We start from the raw sequence: 23562 nt of genomic DNA on the forward strand, positions 1-23562 counted from the left end.
CGAAGGGGAGTGCAGCATGGATCAACAATTTGCCGGGCTGGGCGTGTTGTTTGTCGCCGGATTCGGGCCCATCACGCGTGAGAGCGACGAGAGCAAGGCGTTTTATGTCGAGGCGCTGGGGCTGCCGCTCAAGCCGATGCCGGGCAACGAGAGCTATCTGCTGTCGGAGCAGGGCGCGCTGGACGGCGTGAAGCATTTTGCCCTGTGGCCGCTGGCGCAGGCGGCGCAGTCCTGCTTTGGCGACGATCGCTGGCCGGCGGATCTCGCGGTGCCGCAGGCGTGGATCGAGTTTGACGTAGCCGACATGGCGGTAGCCACCCAGGGGCTGGTCGATCGCGGTTATCGGCTGTTGGTCGCCAACCGCGAAGAGCCGTGGGGGCAACGCGTTACCCGGTTGCTCAGCCCGGAAGGACTGCTGGTTGGCGTCACCTATACGCCCTGGCTGCGTTAAACGCCGTGCCGTTCGCCGCCGTTTTGCAGCGGCGGGCGGCCTAAGAACAAATACGCATTAGCTTAAAGCGATCTGCGCTATAGACCTATCGAATCCCCGAGTTGTTTCCTTCCCTGAAAGCAGTAATCCCGTTCATTGCGTAAAAACCAAGGGCCAGAACGCGCTATTGCCATGCCATTTTACGGCGATTTTCCCCCGTCTTTTTTTGCCGCCAGGTGACTGATGGGAATAGAGATTATTCTTATATTTCCATCAATGCTTAAGAAATAATAATGATTCTCGTTTTCAACCACGGAAAGGAGAAGGAACGATGAAAACAGTGAAACGAACGGGCATCGCGTTGGCGATAGCCCTGACTTTCCCCCTGGCATTGCCTGCCGCTATGGCGGCGCAACCCTCCCTGACAAACAGTAAGGCGGCGACGATGACGGAAAAACACGGGCAGTTTATTGCGGTCGGTAAAGTGGTGCAGGTGACCTTCGGCGATTTCGCCTTCAAGCTGGATTTTACCGATGACAAGACCATGACCTTCACCGGTATCGGCGAGGCGTCGCAGGGCATTACCGACACGGTACAGTACACCGCAGTGGAGATTCGGCCGAAGGTCTACATGGTTTATTGGCACGAACCGCAGTCCGGCGACAACGTGACGCATATCGAGGACTTTGAGCGCGGCGAGGTGTACACCAACATCGCCGCCAAGGACGGCAGCTTCACCCATCTGAAAGGGCAGCTGAAAATCGTAGGTCACTCAGGAAACTAAGGAGCAGTTATGAAAAAGGCATTGATCGCCTGTGCGATCGTCGGCGGCTTGCTGGCGAGTTACCCGGCGTTGTCAACGGATCAGGCGGCGTCGCAAAAGTCGGCCGGCAAGGGCGGCTATCATCATGCCCAGCAAAAGCTGAAGGTGGTGGAAGATCTGTACGCGGGCTTCTTCAACCGCCACGACATCGGCGTGGCGCAGAGGCTGATTGTGGAAAACTACAAGCAGCATAACCCGTTCGTCGGCGACGGCATCAAGCCGTTCCTCGATTTCTTCAGCCAGACCTTTAAAGACAATCCGCAATACAGCGCCAAAATATACCGCAGCGCGGTCAACGGCGATCTGGTCTACGTTCACGTCAAATACCAAAATAACCCGCAGGATCGCGGCACCGCCAGCGTGGATATTTATCGGGTGAACGATCAGGGGAAAATCACCGAGCATTGGGACGTCAATCAGGATGTGCCGGAAAAATCGGCTAACGACAATACCATGTTCTGAGCCACAAGGGCCGCTGCGGCGGCCCTCTACGCGCCTGCAACACTTTATTTACTTACATAAATATTAAATGACCGCCGCGTCGAGTAGGCTACGGCCGCCTTTGGCAGTGGTGGTACGGTTGATGGGCGTCATTGTCCCGCCACTGCTTGAGGCGTTTCCCCACATTCCCCGTTATCCCGCACGTTGATTTTCCACTTTTTTGAACTGATGGCGCAGCTGCAGCGCATTGCAAAGCACCAAGACTGCCGTGACGGCGAACACCCAACGGAACCCCATCATCGCCGAAATGCCCGATCCCAGCAGCGGGCCAACCACGTTCCCCAGGTACATGAAGGATTGGTTATAGCCGAAGATGCGCCCGGTCACCTGATCGGAGGAATACTTCAGCAGCAGCGCTTGCACCGCCGGCATCAGCGCGCCGTCGGCAAAACCCAGCAGGAAGCGCAGAATGCCCAGCTGCAGCGGCGTATTGACCCAGGCCATCACGGCGAACAGGCCGGTGGTGAACAGCAGCGCGGCGATCAGGATGCGCGCGGTGCCGATGCGATCGCCGAGCCGCCCGAGGCGTGGCGCCGAGATCAGCGCCGCAATGCCGGGCACGGCGGCGATCATGCCGCTGACAAAGGCGATATTGCTGACGTCGCCCGATAGCTCGCGAATGAACAGCGTCAGGATCGGGCTGATGGACGAGTTAGCCAGCTGGATCATCAGGGTACAAACGAACAGGGTGACGATCAGCGTCGGATAGGGCAGCGAACGGAATACCGCCTTGCCGCTCAGCTGATCCGCTTTTTTCACCGTGATGCGCCGCTCTTTAATCAGGAACAGCGTCACCAGGAAGCTGACGAACATCAGCCCGGCGGTGACGAAAAATACCACCCGCAGCCCCAGATGGTCGGCCATCAGCCCGCCCAACAGCGGCCCGGCGATCACGCCGGAGATCTGCCCGGTAGAGAGCGTGCCCAGCGCCCAGCCGCTTTTATCACGCGGCGCCTGCGAGGCGACCAGCGCCATGGCGTTGGGAATATAGCCGGACGTCAGCCCCATCAGGGCGCGCAGCGCGAACAGCTGCCACACGTTAGTGGCCAGCCCCTGCAGCGCGATGACGATCGCCATGCCCAGCGAGGCGCGCAGCAGCATCAGCTTGCGGCCTTTGCGGTCGGCCAGGCTGCCCCACAGCGGCGAGACCACCGCCGAGACCAAAAAGGTGCCGCTGAACACCAGCCCGGACCACAGGCTGAGGGATTGGTGATCGCTGACGCCGAGCTGTTCGACGTACAGCGGCAGAAAAGGGAGGATTTGGCTCATCGCCAGCCCGGTGAAGAAACACCCGAGCCAGACCGAGATCAGATTGACTTTCCACGCTTCCATCGGCTTACCGTACCACGTTGAATAAGGAGGGATTTATTAAGCAAAATAATAATAACACTGCAAATTAATCGGCGAGGGGCAAATGCGTGAGCAAACGTAACCCTGCCGATGCAGTGTCTTTTTTGCTATATATTAATAGCTATATTATCATAGATAACTAGGTTAAGCCAGAGCGGCGCGGTAGCCAGGCAGGGCACTGCGCGATCCGGCGGTGTGAAAGCAGGGATAAACTGAACGCTAGATTGATGCCAATGAAAAAAGATCACCCTGAAGACGTGACGCTGCTGCGCACGCAGTTAATGTCGCTGGTGCGCCGTTTACGGCGCGAGTCGCGTAGCGACGAAAAATCCTGGGCCCAGCTGATGCTGTTGGGGGCTATCGATCGCCACGGCGGCGAGGCGACGCCGTCGCTGCTGGCGGAATCGGAGCGCATGCGTTCCTCTAACCTGGCGGCCGCGTTGCGTGAGCTGGAGGCCGACGGGCTGCTGGTGCGCACGCCGGATGCCGAAGATAAACGCCGGGTGCGGGTACGTCTGACGCCCGCCGGGCTGGGCCTGCTGCAGCAAAGCCGCAGCCGGCGCGAGGCGTGGCTGCTGGCGGCGATGGAAAGTTGTTTAACGGAGCAAGAACAGGCGCTGTTGGTTGAGGCGGGGGCGTTGATGGCGCGGCTGGCGGCGGCGCCAACGGACGAGGAATAATCGCTGGGCGGCCGGTGCGCCGCCCGTGCAGCGAGGTTACGGCATCGGCCAATCGGCCGGCATGGTGCTGACCACGTCCACGTAGCGATCCCAGGCCGATGACCAGAACTGGGTGAAGGCTTCCAGGGTAAGGTGGATGCCCATCAGGCCCATCACGAACCAGCAGGCGGTAAACAGGCCCAGGCTGCTGAACATGAACGCCATGCCGTTGCGGCTGGTTTTACGGCAAACGACGTTTAACTGGCTGGCGAAGAACATCATCACGGCGCTCAGCAACTCCCAGCGCATCATGACTAAACCGGTGGCAATGGTACTCATCGAACTCGATCCTATGTAACAAAAAGCCGCATCCGGCAGGGCGCCGACAGGGAAATGCGGGGGAATATCGGTAATAGTGTGATTAAGATCACATTGTAGCATTGGGGCGAACGGGGGCTCAATGGGGATCGCGGTGAAAAAATCGCCGCCGGTAACATTCCAATATGCTGAAACAGTTATGCCATTTCATTAGCAACCTTTTCATGGGGCGTCGCGCCCGATAACGCTATGCTTGCCGGCTTTTCAGCCCCCTGATTTTGCGGGGAAATGTGACGCAAAAGGTACCGGCACTGCATGGCCCTGTTAAAAGAAACAATTCGCGACCACTCTGCGGAAGAAAGACTGTTTATCCGCCGGGCAGGCGTGGCGCTGGCGCTGGTAGTGGTGTGCTTCGGCGTATTGATCGTCAACCTCTACCGGCTGCAAATCCGCCAGCACGGCTTTTACCAGACGCGCTCCAACCAGAACGACATCAAGATGCTGCCGCTAGCTCCCAGCCGCGGGCTGATCTTTGATCGTAACGGCACTCCGCTGGTGCGAAACGTGACACTGTATCGTATCGAGATCACGCCCAGCAAAATCACCGACATGGCGGCGCTGCTGCAGGCGCTGACGCCGATCGTCGACCTGACGCCGGAGGACATCAGCGCGTTTCGCGATGACATGCACCACAACAGCCGTTACAAGCCGGTGACGCTAAAAACCGGGCTGAGCGACACCGAGGTGGCGCGTTTTGCCGTCAATCAATACCGTTTCGACGGGGTAACAATCGATACCTATCAACAGCGTGAATATCCTTACGGCGCTCAGCTGGCGCACGTTCTGGGCTATGTGTCGAAGATCAACGACAGCGATCTCAAGCGCCTGGACAAGGCCGGCCTGAGCGAAAACTACGCCGCCGACCGCAACATCGGCAAACAGGGCATCGAAGCCTATTACGAGTCCGAGCTGCACGGCACCACCGGCTATCAGGAGGTGGAAGTGGATAACCACGGGCGGGTGATCCGCCTGCTGAAGGAGCAGCCGCCGAAGGCCGGCAAAAACATCTACCTGACGCTGGATCTGCCGCTGCAGCAGTACATTGAATCGGTGCTGAAGGGGCAGCGCGCCGCGGTGGTGGTGGAAGATCCGCGCGACGGCGGCATTCTGGCGATGGTCTCCAGCCCCAGTTACGATCCCAATCCCTTCGTCAAAGGCATCGGCTATCAGGCCTATAAGGCGCTGCTCCGCAACCCGGATCTGCCCCTAATCAACCGCGTCACCCAGGGGCTGTACCCGCCGGCGTCCACGGTGAAGCCCTACATGGCCGTTTCGGCGCTGTTCGCCGGGGTGATCACGCCCACCACCACCTTTTTCGGCGCGCCGACCTGGACGCTGCCCGGCACCGAGCGCCGCTACCGCGACTGGCTGAAAACCGGCCACGGCATGCTCAACGTCACCAAAGCGATCGAGGAGTCTGCCGACACCTTCTTTTATCAGGTGGCGTATGAGATGGGCATCGATCGTATTCACCACTGGCTGAGCCAGTTCGGCTACGGCCAGTCCACCGGCATCGATCTGAACGAAGAGTATCGCGGGGTGCTGCCAAGCCGCGACTGGAAGCTGAAGGTGCACAAAAAAGGCTGGTATCAGGGGGATACGGTTTCGGTGGGCATCGGCCAGGGGTATTGGGTGGCGACGCCAATCCAGATGGTAAAAGCGCTGACCACGCTGATCAACAACGGCCAGGTGAAAACGCCGCATCTGCTGTATTCGCTGCAGCAGGGCAACCGGGTGACGCGCTACCAGCCGCCGGCGCAAGCGGCGCAAATCGGTGATCCCCACTCGCCTTACTGGGGCATTGTGCGCAACGGCATGTACGGCATGGCCAACCTGCCGAACGGCACCGGTTACAAGCTGTTCCATACCGCGCCGTACCAGATCGCCGCCAAATCCGGCACCTCGCAGGTGTTCAGCCTGAAGCAAAACCAGACCTACAACGCCAAAATGATCCCGGTGCGGCTACGCGATCACATCTTCTATACGCTGTTCGCGCCTTACAAAAACCCCCGGGTGGCGATGGCGCTGATCCTGGAAAACGGCGGTGGCGACGGCGTGGTGGCGGGGCCGACCGCACGCGCGATCCTCGACCATATTTTTGACCCGGCCAACGCGCCACAGCCCGGTGATATGCCGCAAAGTAAACTGCAGTTAAACGACAGTGCGGATGTGCAACGGTGATGCGGTTTGTTTTTACTTTCTTACAAACTGCAATCTCCTGACCATTTCCGGCAAGGTAGACTGAAATAACACCATAAACCGAATAAAAACGTAGGGTTAACACAACAGTGGCGCCATCGACCAAAAAGAGCGGTAAAACCTATTCCACAGTTCGTTTCGGCTGGATTTGCGCCGGCATGCTGGTCTGTTTTTTTCTGTTGGCGTTCAGGGTCGGCTACCTGCAGCTGCTGGAACACCAGCAGTTGGCGGATCAGGCCGACCAGCGTTCGATCCGCACCCAGGTGGTGCCGACCAACCGCGCTATGATCACCGATCGCAACGATGAGGCGCTGGCGGTCAGCGTGTCCTCCAAAGACATCGTGCTGGACCCGAAGCATATTCTCGATACCCAGACCGATACCGGTAACGAACGCTGGCAGAGTATGGCCAACGTGCTGAAGATCCCGCTGGCGGACGTACAGCATCTGATCCAGAGCAACGCGCACAAACGTTTTGTCTACCTGGCGCGCAAGGTGGAGGACGACAACGCCGCCTACATCAGCAAACTGCACCTGACCGGCGTCAGCGCCGAGCAGGATTTCAGCCGCTTTTATCCGATGGGCCAGGATGCCGCCGGGCTGATCGGTATCGTCGGCCAGGACAATCAGGGACTGGAGGGCATCGAGCTGGGCTTCAACCCGCTGTTGCAGGGAAAAAACGGCCTGCGGGTCTATCAGAAGGATGGCAGCGGCGCGGTGATCGGCGTGCTCAAAAGCGTGGATCCGGTGCCACCGCCGAACGTGACGCTCAGCATCGACAAATTTATCCAGTACGTGCTCTATGCGCAGATCCGCGACGGCGTGGTGGCTAACCAGGCCGACTCCGGCTGTGCGGTACTGGTCAAGATCGACACCGGCGAAATCCTCGGTATGGCCAGCTATCCGTCGTTCAACCCGAACAACTATGGCAGCACGCCGGCGAAAGATATCCGCAACGTGTGCAGCAGCGACAGCTTCGAACCGGGTTCGACGGTGAAACCGGTGGTGGTGATGGTGGGGTTGGAACATAAGCTGATCCGGCCGGATACCGTGTTGGACACCACGCCGTATCGGGTGAACGGTCACCTGATCAAAGACGTCGGCCACTGGTCGAAACTGACCATCACCGGCGTGCTGCAAAAATCGAGCGACATCGCGGTATCGCACATTGCGCTGGCGCTGCCGGCCACCGTGCTGCCGGCGGTCTACCGTAGCTTTGGCCTGGGGCGGCCGACCGAGCTTGGCATCGGCAACGAGAGCAGCGGCTATCTGCCGCAGCACCGTGAACGCTGGGCCGATATCGAACGCGCTACCTTCTCCTTCGGCTATGGGCTGCGCGTGACGCCGCTGCAGATGGCACGCGAATATGCTGCTATCGGTTCCTTCGGCATTTATCGCCCGCTGTCGATCACCAAGGTGACGCCGCCGGTGATGGGGCAACGTATTCTGCCGGCGGATACGGTACGGTCCGTGGTGCATATGATGGAGAGCGACGCCTTGCCTGGCGGCAGCGGGGTGAGCGCCGCGGTGCCGGGCTATAGGCTGGCGATCAAAACCGGTACCGCCGAGAAAATGGGCCCCAGCGGCAAATACGACGGCGGCTACATCAACTACACCGCCGGCGTGGCGCCGGCAAGCGATCCGCAGGTGGCGCTGGTGGTGATGGTCAACAACCCGAAAGCCGGCAAGCACTTCGGCGGTTCGGTGGCGGGGCCGGTGTTCGGCAAGATCATGGCCCAGGTGCTGGAGCACATGAATATCCTGCCGGATGCCCAACCGCTTAACGTGGTGTCGTCGGTCAAGAGCTGATGGGGATTAGCGCGATTCCAGCAGGCGCTTTAGCGCCTGCAGATCGGCGTTCACCAGCCCGGCGTCGCGGGCGAACAGCGCGTCGTCCATGCCCGGCTGGCGGAACAGGGTGAAGATCACCTCGGTGCCGTGCCGGTTGGCGAGCGCGCGCAGCGGCACGTAGACCACGCCGCCGTTCGGCAGCGTCACCCAATGATCCAGCACGCCGAAGGCATTCGGCGCGCTGAAGCGAATACGAAGTTTTCCCTGTGGGGTGTCTGCCACCCATTCTTCATCTTCCTGCCGTAAACTGTTGGCTAACCCTTTGGCCCACAAGGGGAAATTTTCCGGCTGGCTGAGAAAGGCGTACACCTCGTCACAGGGGCGGTTGATGGCAATATGCAGCGTTTGCGCGCTCAGCATCGTGGCTTCTCCGGTTGGCGGTGATACTTCAGTGTAGATCTCGCCGTGCTCAGAAGTAGTAACCGATGTTCACGTTAGTGCGAAAATACCATTTATTGCTGCCGGAGGATTGCGTGCCGGTCCAACCGGTGGCGTTTTCCACGCCGCCCCACGGGTTGGCGTTCTGCGCCCAGGTCAGATCCACCCACAGCATCACCGGCATGGCGAACACCTGCACCCCGAGCGTATTCATTTTGGAGTCGGAACCGCCGTGCTTATCCTTCCAGAGCACGCTGTAGTCGTTGTAGAAGCGCAGCTTTTTCACCGGCCCCCAGGGTACGTCGACGTCGCGCGCCAGGTTGATGGCGGCGGTGGTGGCCTGCGACGGGATCAGATAGGCCGGCGTCAGGCCGTTGCCGCCCATCAGGATCACCGAATTGTTGGCCCCGGCCGGGCCTTTGGCGTCGTAACCGTAGCGGATCACCTGGCCGGACAGATGCCAGGGATCGTTATTCACCAGCGTATGCAGGCCTGCCGCCCAGAAGCTGCCGTTATCGCCGGTAGCCTGGTTGTAGAGCCGTGAGGCCGCCAGCGAACCGCCGAGCTCATTGTCCCAGCCGCCCTGGTGGAAAGCGCGCGTCAGCCGCAGGTTTATCTGATCGCGTTTTTCGTTGCGCTGCAGGTGCTGTGACGCATAGTTGGTGTTTTTCAAATCGTCGTAGCTGGCGACGTCGGGGGCGTAACGCACGCCGGTCGGCATCATGCGCGGGTAATAGGCGGCGTCGAAGGCCCAATCGTCATGCTGATATTGGTATTTGGCGCCCAGCCCGGTGTTGACGCCAAAGCCGAGGTAAAACGGAATGCCGTACGACCAGCCGAACTGCGGGTAGGGCATCAGGCCGAACGGTTTGAACGGCGCGCCCAGTTGCACGGCGGAACGTTCAGACAGGTGATAGCCGACATAGGCGCGGTCGATGGCGTATTTGCGCCGATCCTGAAACCAGAATCCGCCATCGAAAAATGCATCGTTTACCTGGCCGACGGCATCGATGCGAAAAGCGTCAAAGCGTAAATGCGGAGGATTCCGATAATTGCTACTGTGCCAGTCTTCATAGCGATAATTGGCGCGCAGTGCACCGCCGATATCAATATTCTTTTTATTATCCTCGCTTTGCCAATGAATATGCGGAAATGCCGGGCGGCTTTTTTTTACCGGCGCCGCGGTGGTGGCAACATCGTTGGGCAATGCGGCGACGGTTGCATAACTCACTGGTGAAACAAGGAAAAAACAAAGCGTGATCTTGCGCATAGCAGGCCCCTGAAGAAAATAGACTGTTTATTAAGGCGAGCGAGTTTCACCTGTGAACAGGGCATTTACGCTCATCGGTTTTATATTTGAGACGATTTTATTGAGCGTTTCATATATTAAATGCCGCGCCGGTTAATATATGAAACTTTGTTTCTTTTTTAATGGAAAAACTATAAATCCGGTATTAAACAAGTCAAGAAATAAAAATGAGAGTTGACGGGCAATACCGATTATTGGGGGATCTTGGCCGGCGGGGGCGACGCAGAGCAGGCTGAAATAGTCGTGTCATCAATGCCCGTTAGACTCGCGGCATCCTGGTATGACTGACTAAAAATCATGAACATAAAACTGACACTGGGCCGCAGGGTAAAACCTGCGGCAGCGCTACCGCGTGCGTTTGGCTTCGGCAAGAGTATGGGCTTATTAAGCGGGGTAATTTGCGTTATCGCGCTATTTTCTCTGCTGCAATTGTTTTCCACCCTATTTATTTCCAATATTTTGCGCGACGCCAAGGTTAATCTGGTGACGGGCGATGCGTTGCATCGCCAGCAGGCGACAATGGATCGCGCCAGACTGTCGCTGCTGACGGCCAGCGATACCCTGAACCGTGCGGGCATCTATTATCTGCAGGATAAAGCCACCGGCTCCGAGGGCAGTTGGCATAGCCTGCTGGATGAATCGTTGGCGGCGTTGGCGGCTTCAAAGCAGGCCTTTGCCCGGTTCGAGCGCTTGAGCGCGGCTGCGCCCGGAGCGGTGGGCGCCCTGAAAGACAGCTATCGTCTGTTCTATGACGGCCTGAAGGAACAGGCGCAAGGGTTGCAAAGCAGCGCCAGCGTCGATGCGTTTTTCGCCGTGCCGATCCAGGCGTTTCAGGCGGATTTCAACGAGAAGTATCTTGCCTACCAGACGCTGAACGAGCGGCGTGGCGATGACGTCAACGTGCGGCAATTGGCGGCGCTGGAGCAGGCCAAGATCTTTGCGTTTGGCGCGCTGGCGGCGCTGGTGCTGATTGCCGTAGGGGTCTGGGTCGGCGTCTCTCGCTGGGTTATCGCACCGCTGCAGCGGGCAATCGCGCACCTCAACGTGCTGGCCGCCGGCGATCTTTCGCGGCCGCTGCCGCCTGAGCGGGCGTTGAACCGCGAGATGCGTCAGCTGCAGACCAGCATTGGCCATATGCAAAACGGCCTGCAGCGGCTGGTGAGCGAGGTGCGCGATGCGGCGAGCGGGATCCTGAGTGGCGTCGGCCGGCTGGCGGACGGCAATCGCCAGTTGACGGCACAATCGGCGAAGCAGGACGGCGAATTGCAGTTGGCGACCGAGCACGTGCAGCAGCTGGCGGCGCGGGTGGAAGAAAACGGCCAATACGCCCAGCAGGCCAGCCAACGAACCGAACAAGCCCGGCAGTACGCCGGCGCCGGTGAGCAGATGATGGAAACCGTCAATGTTTCAATCCAAGGGATCGTCAACCAATCGGCCGAGATGCGTGGCATCGTCGCGCTGATCGACAGCGTGGCGTTCCAGACCCATATTCTGGCGCTGAATGCGGCGATCGAGGCCGCGCATGCCGGCGTTCACGGCCGCGGCTTTGCCATCGTAGCCAAAGAGGTGGGTCTGTTGGCGCAAAAGAGCAGCCATTCGACGCGCGATATTCAGCAGTTGATCAACCGTTCACTGCAGCAAATCGATCAAGGTTCGCAGGCGGTGGATCTGCTGACCGGCAACCTGCGCCAGATTATCGATCTGGTGAACAAATGCAGTGCCCTGATGGGGGAAATCTCGCAGGCGTCTTTCAATCAGGGGGAGAGCATTCAGGACGTGACGGCGCGCATTGCGGCGCTGAATCAGGTGGTGCAACAAACCGGCGCTGTGGTGAACGCGGTGACCGACGCTTCTCAGTCGCTGCAGGGCGAATCGGAACGGTTGGAAAAAGCGATGGCGCGTTTCAGGCTGCCTGTGCAATAAATAACCCTGACGCAGGTTAATGAATAATAAAGCTGCGCTAAACGTTATTTATTATTTTCCACCGCTGAGGGACGTTATTTCGATAAATAAAAAACAGACCGGCGCTTATGGATTAAAAAAATGCCGGCCTGCAGAGATTATTTTAACGCGATGATTAACGGCTGGTCTGGTGGCCGATAATGCCACCCAGCGCCGCGCCGCCGAGGGTACCCAGCGTGCTGCCGTCGGTCAGCACCGCACCGCCGACTGCACCGACGCCAGCGCCGATCGCCGTGTTGCGATCGCGATTGGACATATGCCCACATGCGGTAACGGAAAGCGTTGCCATCACCACCACCAACACACCTGCGGCACGTTTAATATTCATAATGAGTTCCTGGTAAATTGACTGATTAATGGATTAAAAATAATCCGATTAACCTGCCGGTAGAAGTTGGGATGAATGTATTCCTCCGTAAGAAAATCGAACAGGTAAAAATTCTTAATTTTGCGGCGGTGAAAAGCGATTGCTCGCCGAATGTGCGGCCGCCGGTAAAATCGTGGGTCTATACTGGAAAGACGCCTCGCGGGGTGCGGGGCGCACACGCTGGAGGCCGCCATGTCCGATCTCGTTTCCGCATCCGGCAAACCGGTGAAAATCCCCGGCCCGGACCACCCAATCACCTTGACCCGCCATCCGGCGCGGGTTGTCGTGCGTGCAGCCGGTCAGACCCTGGCCGACAGCCGCAACGTGCTCATCCTGCAGGAAGCCACCTATCCGCCGGTGTTTTACTTTCCGCGTGAGGATGTGAATCGGGCGCTGTTGCAGAAAAACGAGCACGTCAGCTACTGCCCTTATAAGGGCGACTGCAGTTATTTCTCCCTTGTGCTTAACGGCGAGCAGGAGGCCAATGTGGCCTGGAGTTATGAAATGCCCTACAACGCCGTGGTAGCGATCAAGGATCATCTGGCATTTTATCCCGATAAAGTGACGGAGATCCGCACAGAAGCGTGAGCCGCCGCCGCCATCGGGCGGGGCAGGTTGACATTCTCATTATCCCTACTCATTATGTGTATTACCGTAAATTGATACGCTTTCCTTATGTTTTAATCCGACATAAACGAAACTCTGAGCAGGTGCCAAGGTGTCTACCTCTACGCGATTTGCCGTTGCCATCCATATTCTGACCAATATCACGCTGTGTCGTGGCCAGACGGTGCGTTCCGAAGACATCGCGCGCAGCGTCAACACGAATCCGACGGTAGTACGGCGCATCCTCGGCGCGCTGGCGGAGGCCGGGCTGACCTATTCACAGATGGGACAAGGCGGTGGGGCGCTGCTGGCGCGGCCGGCGGAAACGATCTCGCTGCTGGACGTGTATCGCGCGGTAGAGGATCAACCGTATTTCATGCTGCACCGTACCCGGCCTAACGATGCGTGCTATATCGGCCACGCCATTACCCCGGTGCTGGAGCAAGAATTTGCACGCGTCGGTCACGCGCTGGAAGCCAGCCTGGCGCAAACCAGCATCGCCGAAATGGCCGGGCAGGTCGAACGGTGCGCAGGCTATCCTTTTGTCCCTTGTTCACCGCAATATCAAGCGGATACGCAATAAAAAACCACGCAAATTCCCGCTACGCGCAGAGCATTTTTTGCATTGCGTTAATGTAATTGTGTAAGTTACATTAGCTCGCATCAAGTGTGATGTAGCTCACGTTTTAGACTGCCTCCCCACGATAATCGATCGATTGGCCGGAAACCTTTTCTTCCGGCGTAGATTCGCTGTGCTTATAAACCAGGAGAGAACGATGTTAGAAATGATTGAAAGCTTGGCCACCGTGGTGGTCCTGGTGCCGGTAATGGTGGCCGTCTTGCTCGGCGCGATTTACGGCCTGGGTGAAGTGTTCAACGTCTTTTCCGCTATCGGCAGAAAAAATAACGGCTGAATTTGAACGTCAGGGGACGCAACGCCCCCTGACGGAGGGTTACAATACCGTCGCCAGGAAGTTGCGCGTCCTCTCATGTCCCGGCGCATCCAGAACCTGCTGCACGCTGCCCGTTTCAACCACCTTTCCCTGATCCATAAAGACAATCTGGTCGGCCACTTCGCGTGCGAAGCCGATTTCGTGCGTGACCACCACCATGGTCATGCCCGAATGCGCCAAGTCTTTCATCACCTGCAGCACTTCGCCAACCAATTCAGGATCGAGGGCGGAGGTCGGTTCATCAAACAGCAACACCTGTGGGTTCATTGCCAGCGCGCGGGCGATGGCGACGCGCTGCTGCTGGCCGCCGGACAGTTCACGCGGCCAGGCGTTGATGCGATGTTCCAGCCCGACGCGGGTCAGCAGCTGTTTCGCCCGTTCCTGCACCTCGGCTTTTTTTTCCTTTTTCACCCGCAGCGGCGCGTCGCTGACGTTTTGCAACACGGTGCGGTGTGCAAACAAGTTGAACTGCTGAAATACCATGCCAATGCTTTTACGCTGTTCGGCCACCTCGGCTTCTTTCAGCTCGTACAGATGCCGGCCTTTTTGGCGATAGCCGATCAGCTGTTCGCCAACACGAATGGTGCCGCCGTCCAGCTTTTCCAGGTGGTTGATGCAGCGCAACAGGGTGGATTTGCCGGAGCCGGAAGGGCCGAGGATCACCGTTACCGAACCTGCCGGAATGGTCAGGCTGATGTTTTTCAACACGTCGGTGCCGGAAAAGGATTTCCGCACCCGGTTGATGTGGATAGATGCGCTCATTGTTCACCTCCCTGAGGGGCTTTGCGGTTGAGGAAGAACCTGCCGCTGCGCGTTGCCTGCGTGCCGCGGCCAAAATAGCGCTCCACGTAGTATTGACCAATCGACAGAATCGAAGTCATGGCCAGATACCACAGGGTGGCGACCAGCAGCAGCGGGATGACCTCGTAGGTGCGTTGGTAAATGATCTGCGCCGAATACAGCACGTCCTGCAGGGCAATCACCGACACCACCGCGGTGGTTTTCAACTGCCCGATCACCTCATTGCCCGCCGGCGGCAGGATGGTGCGCATCGCCTGCGGCAATACCACGCGCCACAGGATTTGCCCACGACGGTAGCCCAGTGCTTTGGCGGCTTCCAACTGGCCGCTGCCGACGCTTTGGATGCCTGCGCGCACGATCTCCGCCGCATAGGCCGACTGATGCATCACCAGCGCAATCACCGCGGCGCTGAAGGTGCTGATAAGGGTATTGGTCGGTGCGCTGGCGACTTCGCCCAGAAACGGGATCCACAAGCTGATGCGGGGATAAAGCGCGGCGATGTTGTACCACAGGAACAGCTGCACCAGCATCGGCACTGCACGGAAGAACCAGGTGTAGAACCAGCTTACCGCCACCAATACCGGATTGGCCGACAGGCGCATCAGCGCCAGCAGCACGCCGCCGGCGAAGCCGAACACCACCGAAATTACCGTCAGCTTCAGCGTCATGAGCACGCCGTTGAGGATGGACGCCTCGGTAAGATTTTCCGCCACCACCGACCATTCAAAGCGCGGGTTGTGCAGCATGGAATTGACGATAACGCCGACGATCAGCAGTACAACCAGGGCGCTGAGCCAGCGCCCGTAATGCCGGTGGCCAACGATGCTCAGTTCCGCGTCGTCGACAGGGTATTGCCCACTCATTTTGCGATCTCTTCATTGATGCCGGCGGTTTTCACGGCACCAAAACCGATATCCCAGCCGTCGAGGATTTTCTGGTAGCTACCGTCGGCGATCAGCGAATTTAGCGCCGCCTGCACCGGTTTCACCAGTTCGGAGCCTTTCGGCAGGGCGATGGCCACCGTGGTACCGTCGATGTTGATATCACCGGCCAGCGTCAGCGGTTTGACGTGGGTGGCCTGGTAGCGCAGCCCTTCATACGGGCCGAAAAACATCGGCACGCGGCCGCTGATCACCGCCTGCACCCCGGCCGGCCGGTCCGGGAAGATCGGCATGGTGATGGCCGGCTTGCCGGCGGCGACGCATTGATCGCTGGCCTGCTGCAGGCGGGTGATTTGCGAGGTACCTGCGCCGGCGCCGACGGTCTGGCCGCACAGCTGGGCCAGCTCGGTGTAAGGGCCAAGCGCAGCGTCTTTGCGGGCGATCAAGGCCAGTTTGGAAGCGTTGTAATAGCCGACGAAGTCCACCTGCTGGAAGCGCTTTTTGTTGGCGTCAATGTTGGCCAGCGCGACGTCATAACGGCCGGACTTCAGGCCGGGGATGATGTTGTCGAAACCGCCGGTGTCCTTCCAGTGGATCGCCACGCCCAGGCGATCGGCAATTGCGCTCATCACGTCGATTTCACGCCCGGCCAGCGTTTTGTTGTCCGCCTGGTAAAAGGTGGTCGGCGGGGTGTTCGGGTTGGTGCCGGCAACGATATAGCCGGCCTTTTTGATAGCGTCAGGCAGGCTGTCGTGCAGCGCCGGATCGGCGGCAGCTTTCACCGCCGCCTTGAAGGGAACATCGCCTTCAGCGGCATGACCGGCGGCCAACGGCGCCAGCGTGGAGGAAGCCAACAGCAGGGACAGTACGGTGCGTTTGAATGTGTTTTTCATCATGATTTCCCTGCGGATTAAGCCGATTTTACGTTAGCGAAGTTGATTGCCGGTTCCGGCAGGCCCAGGTTTTCACGCAGGGTTGCATGCTGATACTCTTCACGGAACAGGCCACGGCGGCGCAGCTCCGGGATCACCAGCTCGACGAACAGTTCCAGTTGGTTGGGCAACACCGCCGGCATGATGTTGAAGCCGTCTGCGCCTTGCTGTTCCAACCACAGCTGGAAGTCGTCGGCGATCTCTGCGGCGGTGCCTACCACCACGCGGTGGCCACGCGAACCGGCCGCGACGGCCGCCAGCTCGCGCAGCGTCAGGTTTTCCCGCGCGGCCAGATCGGTCAGCAGTTTCACGCGGCTTTGGCCGCCTTCGGTGGCGCCCACGTTCGGCACCGGGCCGTCCAGCGGGTAATCGCTCAAATCGAAGCCAAAGCGCGCCGACAGCTGCTCAATGCCGTTATCGATATCCACCAGTTGATTCAGCTGATACCAGGTTTCCTGCGCTTCTTCTTTGGTACGGCCGACAATCGGCATCACACCTGGCAGGATCAGCAGGTGGTCCGGGTTGCGGCCGGCGTCGGCCACGTATTTTTTCTGGCTGCGGTAGAAAGCCTGTCCTTCTTCCAGGCTGGCGGCGGCGGTGAACACCACTTCGGCGGTTTCCGCCGCCAACTGTTGGCCGGCCGGGGAAGAGCCGGCCTCAATGATCACTGGCCGCCCCTGCGGCGAGCGGGAAATATTCAGCGGGCCCTGCACCGAGAAATGCTTGCCCTTATGGTTGGCGGCGTGGATTTTCTCGTCGATGGCGTATACGCCATTTTGCTTATCGCGCACGATGGCGTCTTTTTCCCAGCCGTCCCACAGTTTGTAGCTGGCCTCGAGGAATTCCCGCGCCACTTCATAGCGTTCGGCGTGCGACGGCAGGTCTTCACGACTGAAATTGCGCGCCGCATCGCTGGAGAAAGAGGTCACCACGTTCCAGGCGGCGCGGCCGTGGCTGATATGGTCGATGGAGGCCATGGCGCGTGCCAGATGGAAAGGTTGATCGAAAGTGGTGGAGGCGGTCGCCGCCAGCCCGATATGGCGGGTGTTAACCGCCAGCGCCGCCAGCAGCGTCAGCGGCTCCAGGCGTGACATCGTCGAGGGCAGGCGGTGCACGCTGGTTGCCAACGCGTCGCCGACGAAGAACATATCGAAGGTGCCTTCTTCGGCTTTTTTTGCGATCCAGGTGAACCAGTCGATATCGGTCGGTGAACCGCTGGCGCCTTGTGCGCGCCATCCTCCGATGTGGTGTCCCAGCGCCTGAACGAACAGGCCGAGACGGAGTTGGCGCGATGGTGTTGAAGGTGAAGTACTCATAATTATTCCTGTTTTATTATTAATTTAACAATGCAATCAGTCGCGGCAGCGCGCCAGGGGACATGAGGGCGCAGTCGCGGATAACGCTTTCGCCTTCGAGGCCCGGAAGCAGCTGCAGAATGGCGTGCAGCTTGGCGTCGAGGTCTGTCGGCCGGGCGGCGGTTTGCTTTCTTGTGACCATGTCACTTATTTGCCTTCCGTCCTGCAGCGTCAGGGTCAGGCGATGGAAGCGCATCTCCGGATCGAGCGCGTCCGGCGGGGCTGCGGGATCGACATGGCGCTCAACTTTTGCCGCCAGGGCGGCGATAGCCGCATCGACCGGCTGTTCGCCGTAATGCGTCAGCGGGACCTCGCCGTGGTATAGCGCATCGGCTATGACGTATTCGAGGCTAAAGCGCGCTTCCACACCGGTGGCCGGCTGGCGAATATAGGGTGCGGTATCTGCGCCGGGCGGAAAACTGACCTCAACCAGTGCGATCTCCGCAAGGGCGTCGCCTTGTTCCAGCAGCCGCGCGCGCAGGGCGAGCGCCGCCTCGGCCGCGCTGTGAGTGCCACCGCAGGTCGGATACCGCTTGAACTCCAGCCCTGGCTGCAGGATGCGCCAGGGCGTGCCCCAGTCGGCGGTCAGGCATTCCGGTTTTTGCCTGCCGCCGCCGTGGGAAGTCAGCAGGCTGTCCAGCACGCCCTCCGGTTGGCCGATGAAACCGGCCTGAGCCAGCAGGGCGGCATTGACCGCGTTGCGTGCCGCCAGCCCTGCGTGCAGCGGTTTGGCCGCCGAACCGAACTGGCTGCGCAGGCCCGCCGCCTGCGTGGCCGCCAGGCCGAGAGCAATCTGCGTTTGCCGCTGGTCAAGCTGCAGATAACGCGCCACGGCGGCGCAGGCGGCGACCGCGCCCAGGGTGGCGGTGCTGTGAAAACCCAGCACGTAATGTTGCGTGCCAGCGGCCAATCCCAGCCGGCCAGCGGCCTCTACGCCGATGACATAGGCGGTTAATAGCTCAGTGACATTGTCACTCTCACCGTTCAGCGCCAGCAGGGCGGAGAGCACTACGGTGCTAGGATGGCCACGCAGCGCAGGATGGTAATCATCGAAGTCCAACGAGTGGCTGACATAGCCATAGCGCAGTGCACGGTTCTCACTGCTGGTCGGCGGAAACGTCGTGCCGATCGCTGCCAGACCGGCATCGCTCAACGCCCCGCGGGCAATCGGCAATGCGCAGGCGAAGTAATCTTTCACGCCGCGGCGAGCGGCTGACAGGGCGGTTTGATCCGGCTGGCTGTTCAATATCAGATGAGCGAATTGGGCGGTTATCGATAATGACAAGGCGTTAACACCTGAATTTATAGATGGTTATGCACGAGTGCGGGGTGAAAGGTATTGTGTGGCGGTTTTCTTTGTCCCGAAAGAACGAACGGCGCTTCTATATCGCTGAATGGAATATCACGACGGCACTGCGCCGCCGTCAGGGCTGCTGGCAGGCGCGGCAGGCTGCGCTTTAGCTATTTTTGTGCAAAACAAAGCTGAATTTGTTCTAACACGGTAGAGGACTTAGGCTGAGAAAAGGCGAACGCTCATGATGTCGATAAATGCCCTGAGACGCGGTGTAAGATGTTTGCTTGAAGGCCAGAGGATTTTGAGACTGCCACTGTGTCGGCATTGGTCGCCAAGCACGTGTTGGAGCCGCTGCTGCTCCAGCGCCTGTCGCACCGCGAAATCGGGCAGGCAGGCGATGCCCAGGCCCTGTTCCGCCAGGTAAATCAGCGTATCGACGGTGTTGCATACCGTGCGCTTGCCCAGGCCTTCGTCGAGCAGTTTATCTCCGCCCGCCACCGGCCAGGTCTCGACTTTGCCGGTGGTGGGGAATCTGTATAACAGGCAGGCGTGATCGCGCAGTTCTGCCGGCTGGCGGGGTATTCCCGCCCGGCGCAGATAGTCCGGCGCCGCCACTAGCTGTAGGTGAAACGTGCCCAGTTGGCGGCTCATTAAGCGAGAGTCCTCGGTATCGCCCACGCGGATCACCGCATCGAACCCTTCTTCAATCACCGCGACTCGACGGTCGGAAAAATCGGTTTCCAGCTCAATCTCCGGGTAACGCCGAACAAATTCCGCCAGCACCGGATTCAGCAGGCCGCCCACCAGCGGCAAACTGACACGCAGCTTGCCGCGCGGCGCGCTGTGCGTATCGCTGATTTCCCGTTCCGCCGCCGCCAATTCCTCCAGAATGCGCTGGCAGCGGTGCAGAAACAGCCGGCCTTCGGCGGTCAGGGTCATGCTGCGCGTGCTGCGGTGAAACAGGCGCGTGCCCAGCCGGTTTTCCAGGCGGGCGATGCTTTTCCCCACCGCGGAAGCGGAAATGCCGAGCACGCGCCCGGCCTCAACGAAACTCAGCGTCTCCGCGGTCTGCACAAAGACGCTCACCCCAGACAGATTATCCATTGCTTGCCCCATTACGGACGTGAGTGTCCGCTATGAAAGGAAATCTAGCCTGTTTTTTCGTTAATCGCCACGCCCTATGCTCGGTGGCGACAGCATGGGCTGACTACCTGGGGTAATAAAGATGAATGAATACGGATCCACCGCCAACGCGATTGACGGCGCGATAGAGAAAGCCTTACGCGAAAAACGATTGGTTGGTGTGGTCGTTTTGGTGGCGCAGGGCGGTGAAATCGTTTATCGACGCGCGGCGGGCATGGCGGATCGCGAAGCCGGCCGGCCGATGGCGCTCAATACGCTGTTTCGTCTGGCCTCGGTGTCCAAACCGATCGTGTCCACGGCGGCGCTGGCGCTGATGGCGCAAGGCGCCGTGCGGTTGGACGATCCCGTTACCCGCTGGCTGCCGGATTTTCGCCCGCGGCTGGCGGACGGCACTGTCCCGTTGTTGACGCTGCGCCATTTGATGACCCACACCGCCGGGTTAAGCTACCGATTTTTCCAGCCGGAAGGGGGATTCTACGCTCAGTCGGCGGTCTCCGACGGCATGGATGAGGCGGCGCTCAGCCTGCCGGAAAATGTGCGGCGCATTGCTTCCGCGCCGTTGCTGGCACCGCCCGGCGCGGCGTGGCGTTATTCCATCGCCACCGATGTGTTGGGCGCGGTTATTGAACGGGCGAGCGGCCTGCCGCTGGCGCAGGCGGTCAACAAATGGGTGACCGGGCCGCTGGCGATGACGGATACCGATTTCCTGGCGGTGGACGCCGCGCGCCTGGCGGCCGCTTACGCTGACCATCCCGGCGAGCCACGCCGCCTGCGCCAGCCGGATTGTTTACCGTTCATCGACGGCAGCGCCGGTTTTCATCTGTCGCCGGCGCGTGCGCTCGATCCGCAGGCGTATGCCTCCGGCGGGGCCGGCATGGTCGGATCGGCCGAGGATTTTCTGCGCCTGCTGGAAGCGTTGCGTCAGGGAGGAAAGCCGGTACTGCCAACCGAGTGGGTGGCGGCGCTGACCACCAACCAAATCGGCGATCTGCCGATGCCGTTTTGGCCAGGGCGCGGCTTCGGCCTGGGCATCACCGTGCTGAAAGATCCCGTCGCCGCGCAAACGCCGGAGTCCGTTGGCAGCTGGCGGATGGGCGGCACCTATGGCCACTCGTGGTTCGTCGATCCAGTCCGGCAGCTCAGCGTAGTGGCGTTTACCAACACGGCGCTGGAAGGAATGTCCGGCGCCTTTGTCGGCGAGATTTGTCAGGCGGTTTATGCCGCGATGGGAGCGAGGTGATGGGTCTGATGCCACCGATTTTCTTTATCGCGCTGGGGCTGTTTGGCGTTTACTGCATTGAGTTCGGCGTGGTGGGCATTTTGCCGCTGATCATTGCACGGTATGGCATTTCCACGGCGCAGGCCGGCTGGCTGGTCGGGATCTTCGCCCTGACCATTGCGCTGCTCGGGCCGCTGTTGGTGCTGTTGGCGTCGCGGTTCAATCGCAAACGCATGCTGTTGATCGCGTTGACCGTGTTTGCGGCGGCCAGCGCGCTGTCCGCACAGGTGGACAGCTTCGCCATGCTCATGCTGCTGCGCATTGTGCCGGCGTTGTTTCATCCGATCTATTTTTCACTGGCCATGGTGGCGGCCGCGGCGCTTTATCCGCCGCATCAGGCCACCAAAGCAACCGCCTATGCGTTCATCGGCACCAGCATGGGCATGGTGCTGGGGATACCGTTGACGCAATGGATCGCCGGACAGTTCAGCTATGAAGCGTCGTTCAGGTTCTGTGCCTGGGTGAACCTTCTGGCGGCGCTGGGATTGCTGTGGCGTTTGCCTGATGCGGCCGTACAGCGCCTCAGCTATGGCAAACAGTTGGCGATACTGCGCAGCGGTACGCTGTGGCTGAATATCACTACCTGCGTGCTGATCTTTGCCGCCATGTTTGCCGTCTATGCTTACGCGGCCGAGTACCTCAGCCGCGAAATCGGTCTCAGCGGCGGCGTCATCGGCTTTCTTCTGGTGGCGTTCGGTGTGGGCGGTGTCGTGGGCAACCTGTTGGCCGGCAGATGGCTGAGCCGCCATCGTGCGGTGACGGTGCTGCTGCATCCGATAGCCTTGATTGCGGCTTATGCGCTGCTGTATCGCTATGGCAGCGTGAATATTGGCTCGATGACGGCGCTTTGCCTGTATTGGGGAGCGGCGCACACCAGCGGTTTGATTGTCACGCAGATTTGGCTGACCTCCGAAGCTCCGCAAGCGCCGGCGTTCGCCACCGGGCTGTATATCGCCTTTATCAATCTGGGCGTGGCGCTGGGCTCGCTGGCGGGCGGCGGGTTTATTACCGCGTGGGGGCTACAGGGCAGCCTGCTGTGCGGAGCCTTGTTCGCCGCGCTGGCGGTGATTACGATCGCCGCCAGGCTGCGGTTGCAGCGGCAGGCTACCGTTGCGTTGCGTCGATCATCGCCATCACCTGCCGGAACATCGCGCTTTCCGCATCCGCCAGCTCGTTGACCAGCGTAAAGTGATTGCAGTGACGGTCGGCCAGCAGCTGGACGTCGAGGCCATGCGCCCGGCAAGCGTCATAATAGGCCTGCGTCTGGTTTTTGAAACCTTGCGTTTCCCGTTGGCCGACGTCGAGCAGGATCTGCGGCGCATGGTCTTTCGCCGGCAGTAAAAACAGCGGGCTGAGGGTTTGCGCCTGCTCGGGCGTCAGGTGCAACCAGTCGTTGATGTAGATATCGCACAGCGGGCGCAGATCGTAGAGGCCGCTCAGCGCCAGCGCGCCTTTGATCGCGTCGGGCGGCAGGCGATAGCGTTGCTGCCAACCGTCGGCGATCAGCATGCCGCACAGGTGACCGCCGGCCGAACTGCCGCTGACGAAAATGCGCGCCGGATCGATGCCGAAGGGTGCCCCGTGATGATAGAGCCAGGCGACGGCGCTGCGCACCTCATGTACGATCTCCGCGAGCGTCGCTTCCGGCGCCAGCGTGTATTCCAGCGTGGCGACCGCCACGCCGCGGCGAGCAAACGCGGCGGCCATCGAACAGGCTTCCTCTTTGCGCTGTGAATGCCAATAGCCGCCATGAATAAAGATCAGCAGCGGGGCGGGTTGTGCGCTGGCCGGGAACAGGTCGAGGCGCTCGGCGGCGCTCATGCCGTAGCGCAGATCGTAAATGCCCGGCGTCTGGGCCTTGGCGCGCTGGGCCAGCGCGGCGTATTCCGCCATGCAGGCGTCAAAATCCTCCACCGAAGCGCGGGCATTGTATTGCACGGCGCGTGCGTTCAGGTGTTCAAACGTCAGATCGATGTTCATGCGTTTCTCCGGATTGTTATGCGTTATGTCTTCATCATCATCGTCCCACAGGCGAAAAGATGTTTGATCGCCGGTGCGCACAATTGCGGCTTCTCCATTGCTGTTATCTGCTGTATATTGCTGTTTTATGCT

The 23562-nt window shown here is 59.8% G+C and carries 24 protein-coding genes; 12 read left to right on the top strand and 12 right to left on the bottom strand.

Going from position 1 to position 23562, the window contains the following annotated elements; genetic code table 11:
* Nucleotides 1–16: 16 nt before the first annotated feature.
* From ACJ8J4_RS02605 to ACJ8J4_RS02615, 3 genes are all read left to right on the top strand, one after another.
* Entirely contained in the window at nt 17–451 is a 435-nt protein-coding gene (locus tag ACJ8J4_RS02605) for a glyoxalase/bleomycin resistance/dioxygenase family protein (protein ID WP_060447195.1), read from the top strand.
* A gap of 310 nt (nt 452–761) precedes the next feature.
* Nucleotides 762–1214, top strand: coding sequence for a MoaF-related domain-containing protein (locus ACJ8J4_RS02610; protein ID WP_028127408.1), 453 nt, complete (start codon nt 762–764; stop codon nt 1212–1214).
* A gap of 9 nt (nt 1215–1223) precedes the next feature.
* Nucleotides 1224–1715 (top strand): nuclear transport factor 2 family protein, encoded by a 492-nt coding sequence (locus ACJ8J4_RS02615; protein ID WP_025302780.1) that lies wholly within the window; start codon nt 1224–1226, stop codon nt 1713–1715.
* 171 nt (nt 1716–1886) lie between these two features.
* Here the strand turns inward: ACJ8J4_RS02615 and ACJ8J4_RS02620 are convergent, their stop codons facing one another.
* Nucleotides 1887–3086 carry a multidrug efflux MFS transporter gene (locus ACJ8J4_RS02620; RefSeq protein WP_004940721.1) on the bottom strand — a complete coding sequence of 400 codons (1200 nt, stop codon included), beginning with the start codon at nt 3084–3086 and terminating at the stop codon, nt 1887–1889.
* A gap of 251 nt (nt 3087–3337) precedes the next feature.
* Here ACJ8J4_RS02620 and ACJ8J4_RS02625 point away from each other — a divergent pair, with 251 nt between their 5' ends.
* Nucleotides 3338–3784, top strand: coding sequence for a MarR family winged helix-turn-helix transcriptional regulator (locus tag ACJ8J4_RS02625; RefSeq protein WP_038629307.1), 447 nt, complete (start codon nt 3338–3340; stop codon nt 3782–3784).
* A gap of 36 nt (nt 3785–3820) precedes the next feature.
* On the opposite strand, the gene ACJ8J4_RS02630 is transcribed toward ACJ8J4_RS02625, so the two are convergent.
* Nucleotides 3821–4102 carry a YjcB family protein gene (locus ACJ8J4_RS02630; protein ID WP_004940713.1) on the bottom strand — a complete coding sequence of 94 codons (282 nt, stop codon included), beginning with the start codon at nt 4100–4102 and terminating at the stop codon, nt 3821–3823.
* A 294-nt stretch (nt 4103–4396) separates the two neighbouring features.
* Here ACJ8J4_RS02630 and mrdA point away from each other — a divergent pair, with 294 nt between their 5' ends.
* Both mrdA and ACJ8J4_RS02640 read left to right on the top strand, forming a co-directional pair.
* The gene (mrdA, locus tag ACJ8J4_RS02635; RefSeq protein WP_264383937.1) at nt 4397–6322 is read left to right on the top strand and encodes a penicillin-binding protein 2; all 1926 of its coding nucleotides are present in this window, start codon (nt 4397–4399) and stop codon (nt 6320–6322) included.
* Nucleotides 6323–6429: 107 nt separating this feature from the next.
* Nucleotides 6430–8148, top strand: a complete 1719-nt coding sequence (locus tag ACJ8J4_RS02640) for a penicillin-binding transpeptidase domain-containing protein (protein WP_049295574.1) — start codon at nt 6430–6432, stop codon at nt 8146–8148.
* 6 nt (nt 8149–8154) lie between these two features.
* Here the strand turns inward: ACJ8J4_RS02640 and ACJ8J4_RS02645 are convergent, their stop codons facing one another.
* Nucleotides 8155–8550: an SRPBCC family protein gene (locus ACJ8J4_RS02645; RefSeq protein WP_264383938.1), complete on the bottom strand. Its 396-nt coding sequence runs from the start codon at nt 8548–8550 to the stop codon at nt 8155–8157.
* A 49-nt stretch (nt 8551–8599) separates the two neighbouring features.
* A complete protein-coding gene (locus tag ACJ8J4_RS02650; protein ID WP_089195870.1) occupies nt 8600–9838 on the bottom strand; it encodes a hypothetical protein in 1239 nt (412 codons plus the stop codon).
* Nucleotides 9839–10174: 336 nt separating this feature from the next.
* Here ACJ8J4_RS02650 and ACJ8J4_RS02655 point away from each other — a divergent pair, with 336 nt between their 5' ends.
* Entirely contained in the window at nt 10175–11800 is a 1626-nt protein-coding gene (locus ACJ8J4_RS02655; protein WP_425531524.1) for a methyl-accepting chemotaxis protein, read from the top strand.
* A 154-nt stretch (nt 11801–11954) separates the two neighbouring features.
* On the opposite strand, the gene osmB is transcribed toward ACJ8J4_RS02655, so the two are convergent.
* Nucleotides 11955–12167, bottom strand: coding sequence for an osmotically-inducible lipoprotein OsmB (osmB, locus tag ACJ8J4_RS02660; protein ID WP_004940700.1), 213 nt, complete (start codon nt 12165–12167; stop codon nt 11955–11957).
* A gap of 231 nt (nt 12168–12398) precedes the next feature.
* Between osmB and ACJ8J4_RS02665 the strand changes: the two genes are divergently transcribed.
* The 3 genes from ACJ8J4_RS02665 (at nt 12399) to ACJ8J4_RS02675 (ending at nt 13726) form a co-directional block, all read left to right on the top strand.
* Complete coding sequence (locus ACJ8J4_RS02665; RefSeq protein ID WP_025302787.1) at nt 12399–12794, top strand: DUF427 domain-containing protein; 396 nt, start codon at nt 12399–12401, stop codon at nt 12792–12794.
* A 130-nt stretch (nt 12795–12924) separates the two neighbouring features.
* Nucleotides 12925–13395 carry an Rrf2 family transcriptional regulator gene (locus ACJ8J4_RS02670; RefSeq protein ID WP_025302788.1) on the top strand — a complete coding sequence of 157 codons (471 nt, stop codon included), beginning with the start codon at nt 12925–12927 and terminating at the stop codon, nt 13393–13395.
* Nucleotides 13396–13588: 193 nt separating this feature from the next.
* Entirely contained in the window at nt 13589–13726 is a 138-nt protein-coding gene (locus ACJ8J4_RS02675; protein WP_016927779.1) for an AcrZ family multidrug efflux pump-associated protein, read from the top strand.
* 39 nt (nt 13727–13765) lie between these two features.
* Here ACJ8J4_RS02675 and ACJ8J4_RS02680 read toward each other — a convergent pair whose 3' ends face one another.
* The 6 genes from ACJ8J4_RS02680 to ACJ8J4_RS02705 form a co-directional block, all read right to left on the bottom strand.
* Nucleotides 13766–14527, bottom strand: a complete 762-nt coding sequence (locus tag ACJ8J4_RS02680) for an amino acid ABC transporter ATP-binding protein (RefSeq protein WP_025302789.1) — start codon at nt 14525–14527, stop codon at nt 13766–13768.
* The gene (locus ACJ8J4_RS02685) at nt 14524–15429 is read right to left on the bottom strand and encodes an amino acid ABC transporter permease (RefSeq protein WP_025302790.1); all 906 of its coding nucleotides are present in this window, start codon (nt 15427–15429) and stop codon (nt 14524–14526) included. The genes ACJ8J4_RS02680 and ACJ8J4_RS02685 overlap by 4 nt, the downstream gene beginning before the upstream one ends.
* Nucleotides 15426–16340, bottom strand: coding sequence for an ABC transporter substrate-binding protein (locus ACJ8J4_RS02690; RefSeq protein ID WP_049204005.1), 915 nt, complete (start codon nt 16338–16340; stop codon nt 15426–15428). The genes ACJ8J4_RS02685 and ACJ8J4_RS02690 overlap by 4 nt, the downstream gene beginning before the upstream one ends.
* Before the next feature lie 17 nt (nt 16341–16357).
* Entirely contained in the window at nt 16358–17695 is a 1338-nt protein-coding gene (locus ACJ8J4_RS02695; protein WP_049204006.1) for an LLM class flavin-dependent oxidoreductase, read from the bottom strand.
* A gap of 19 nt (nt 17696–17714) precedes the next feature.
* Nucleotides 17715–19019, bottom strand: a complete 1305-nt coding sequence (locus tag ACJ8J4_RS02700; RefSeq protein WP_049207674.1) for an MmgE/PrpD family protein — start codon at nt 19017–19019, stop codon at nt 17715–17717.
* A 225-nt stretch (nt 19020–19244) separates the two neighbouring features.
* Nucleotides 19245–20132, bottom strand: coding sequence for a LysR family transcriptional regulator (locus tag ACJ8J4_RS02705; protein WP_025302794.1), 888 nt, complete (start codon nt 20130–20132; stop codon nt 19245–19247).
* A gap of 121 nt (nt 20133–20253) precedes the next feature.
* Here ACJ8J4_RS02705 and ACJ8J4_RS02710 point away from each other — a divergent pair, with 121 nt between their 5' ends.
* Both ACJ8J4_RS02710 and ACJ8J4_RS02715 read left to right on the top strand, forming a co-directional pair.
* The gene (locus ACJ8J4_RS02710) at nt 20254–21411 is read left to right on the top strand and encodes a serine hydrolase domain-containing protein (protein ID WP_264383939.1); all 1158 of its coding nucleotides are present in this window, start codon (nt 20254–20256) and stop codon (nt 21409–21411) included.
* Entirely contained in the window at nt 21411–22628 is a 1218-nt protein-coding gene (locus ACJ8J4_RS02715) for an MFS transporter (protein ID WP_264383940.1), read from the top strand. The genes ACJ8J4_RS02710 and ACJ8J4_RS02715 overlap by 1 nt, the downstream gene beginning before the upstream one ends.
* Here ACJ8J4_RS02715 and ACJ8J4_RS02720 read toward each other — a convergent pair.
* The gene (locus tag ACJ8J4_RS02720; RefSeq protein ID WP_049296061.1) at nt 22555–23430 is read right to left on the bottom strand and encodes an alpha/beta hydrolase; all 876 of its coding nucleotides are present in this window, start codon (nt 23428–23430) and stop codon (nt 22555–22557) included. The genes ACJ8J4_RS02715 and ACJ8J4_RS02720 overlap by 74 nt on opposite strands.
* Between the last annotated feature and the right edge of the window lie 132 nt (nt 23431–23562).

It is taken from the genome of Serratia sp. CY47280, from assembly GCF_052168655.1.
In the GTDB taxonomy this organism is placed as follows: Bacteria; Pseudomonadota; Gammaproteobacteria; order Enterobacterales; family Enterobacteriaceae; genus Serratia; species Serratia bockelmannii.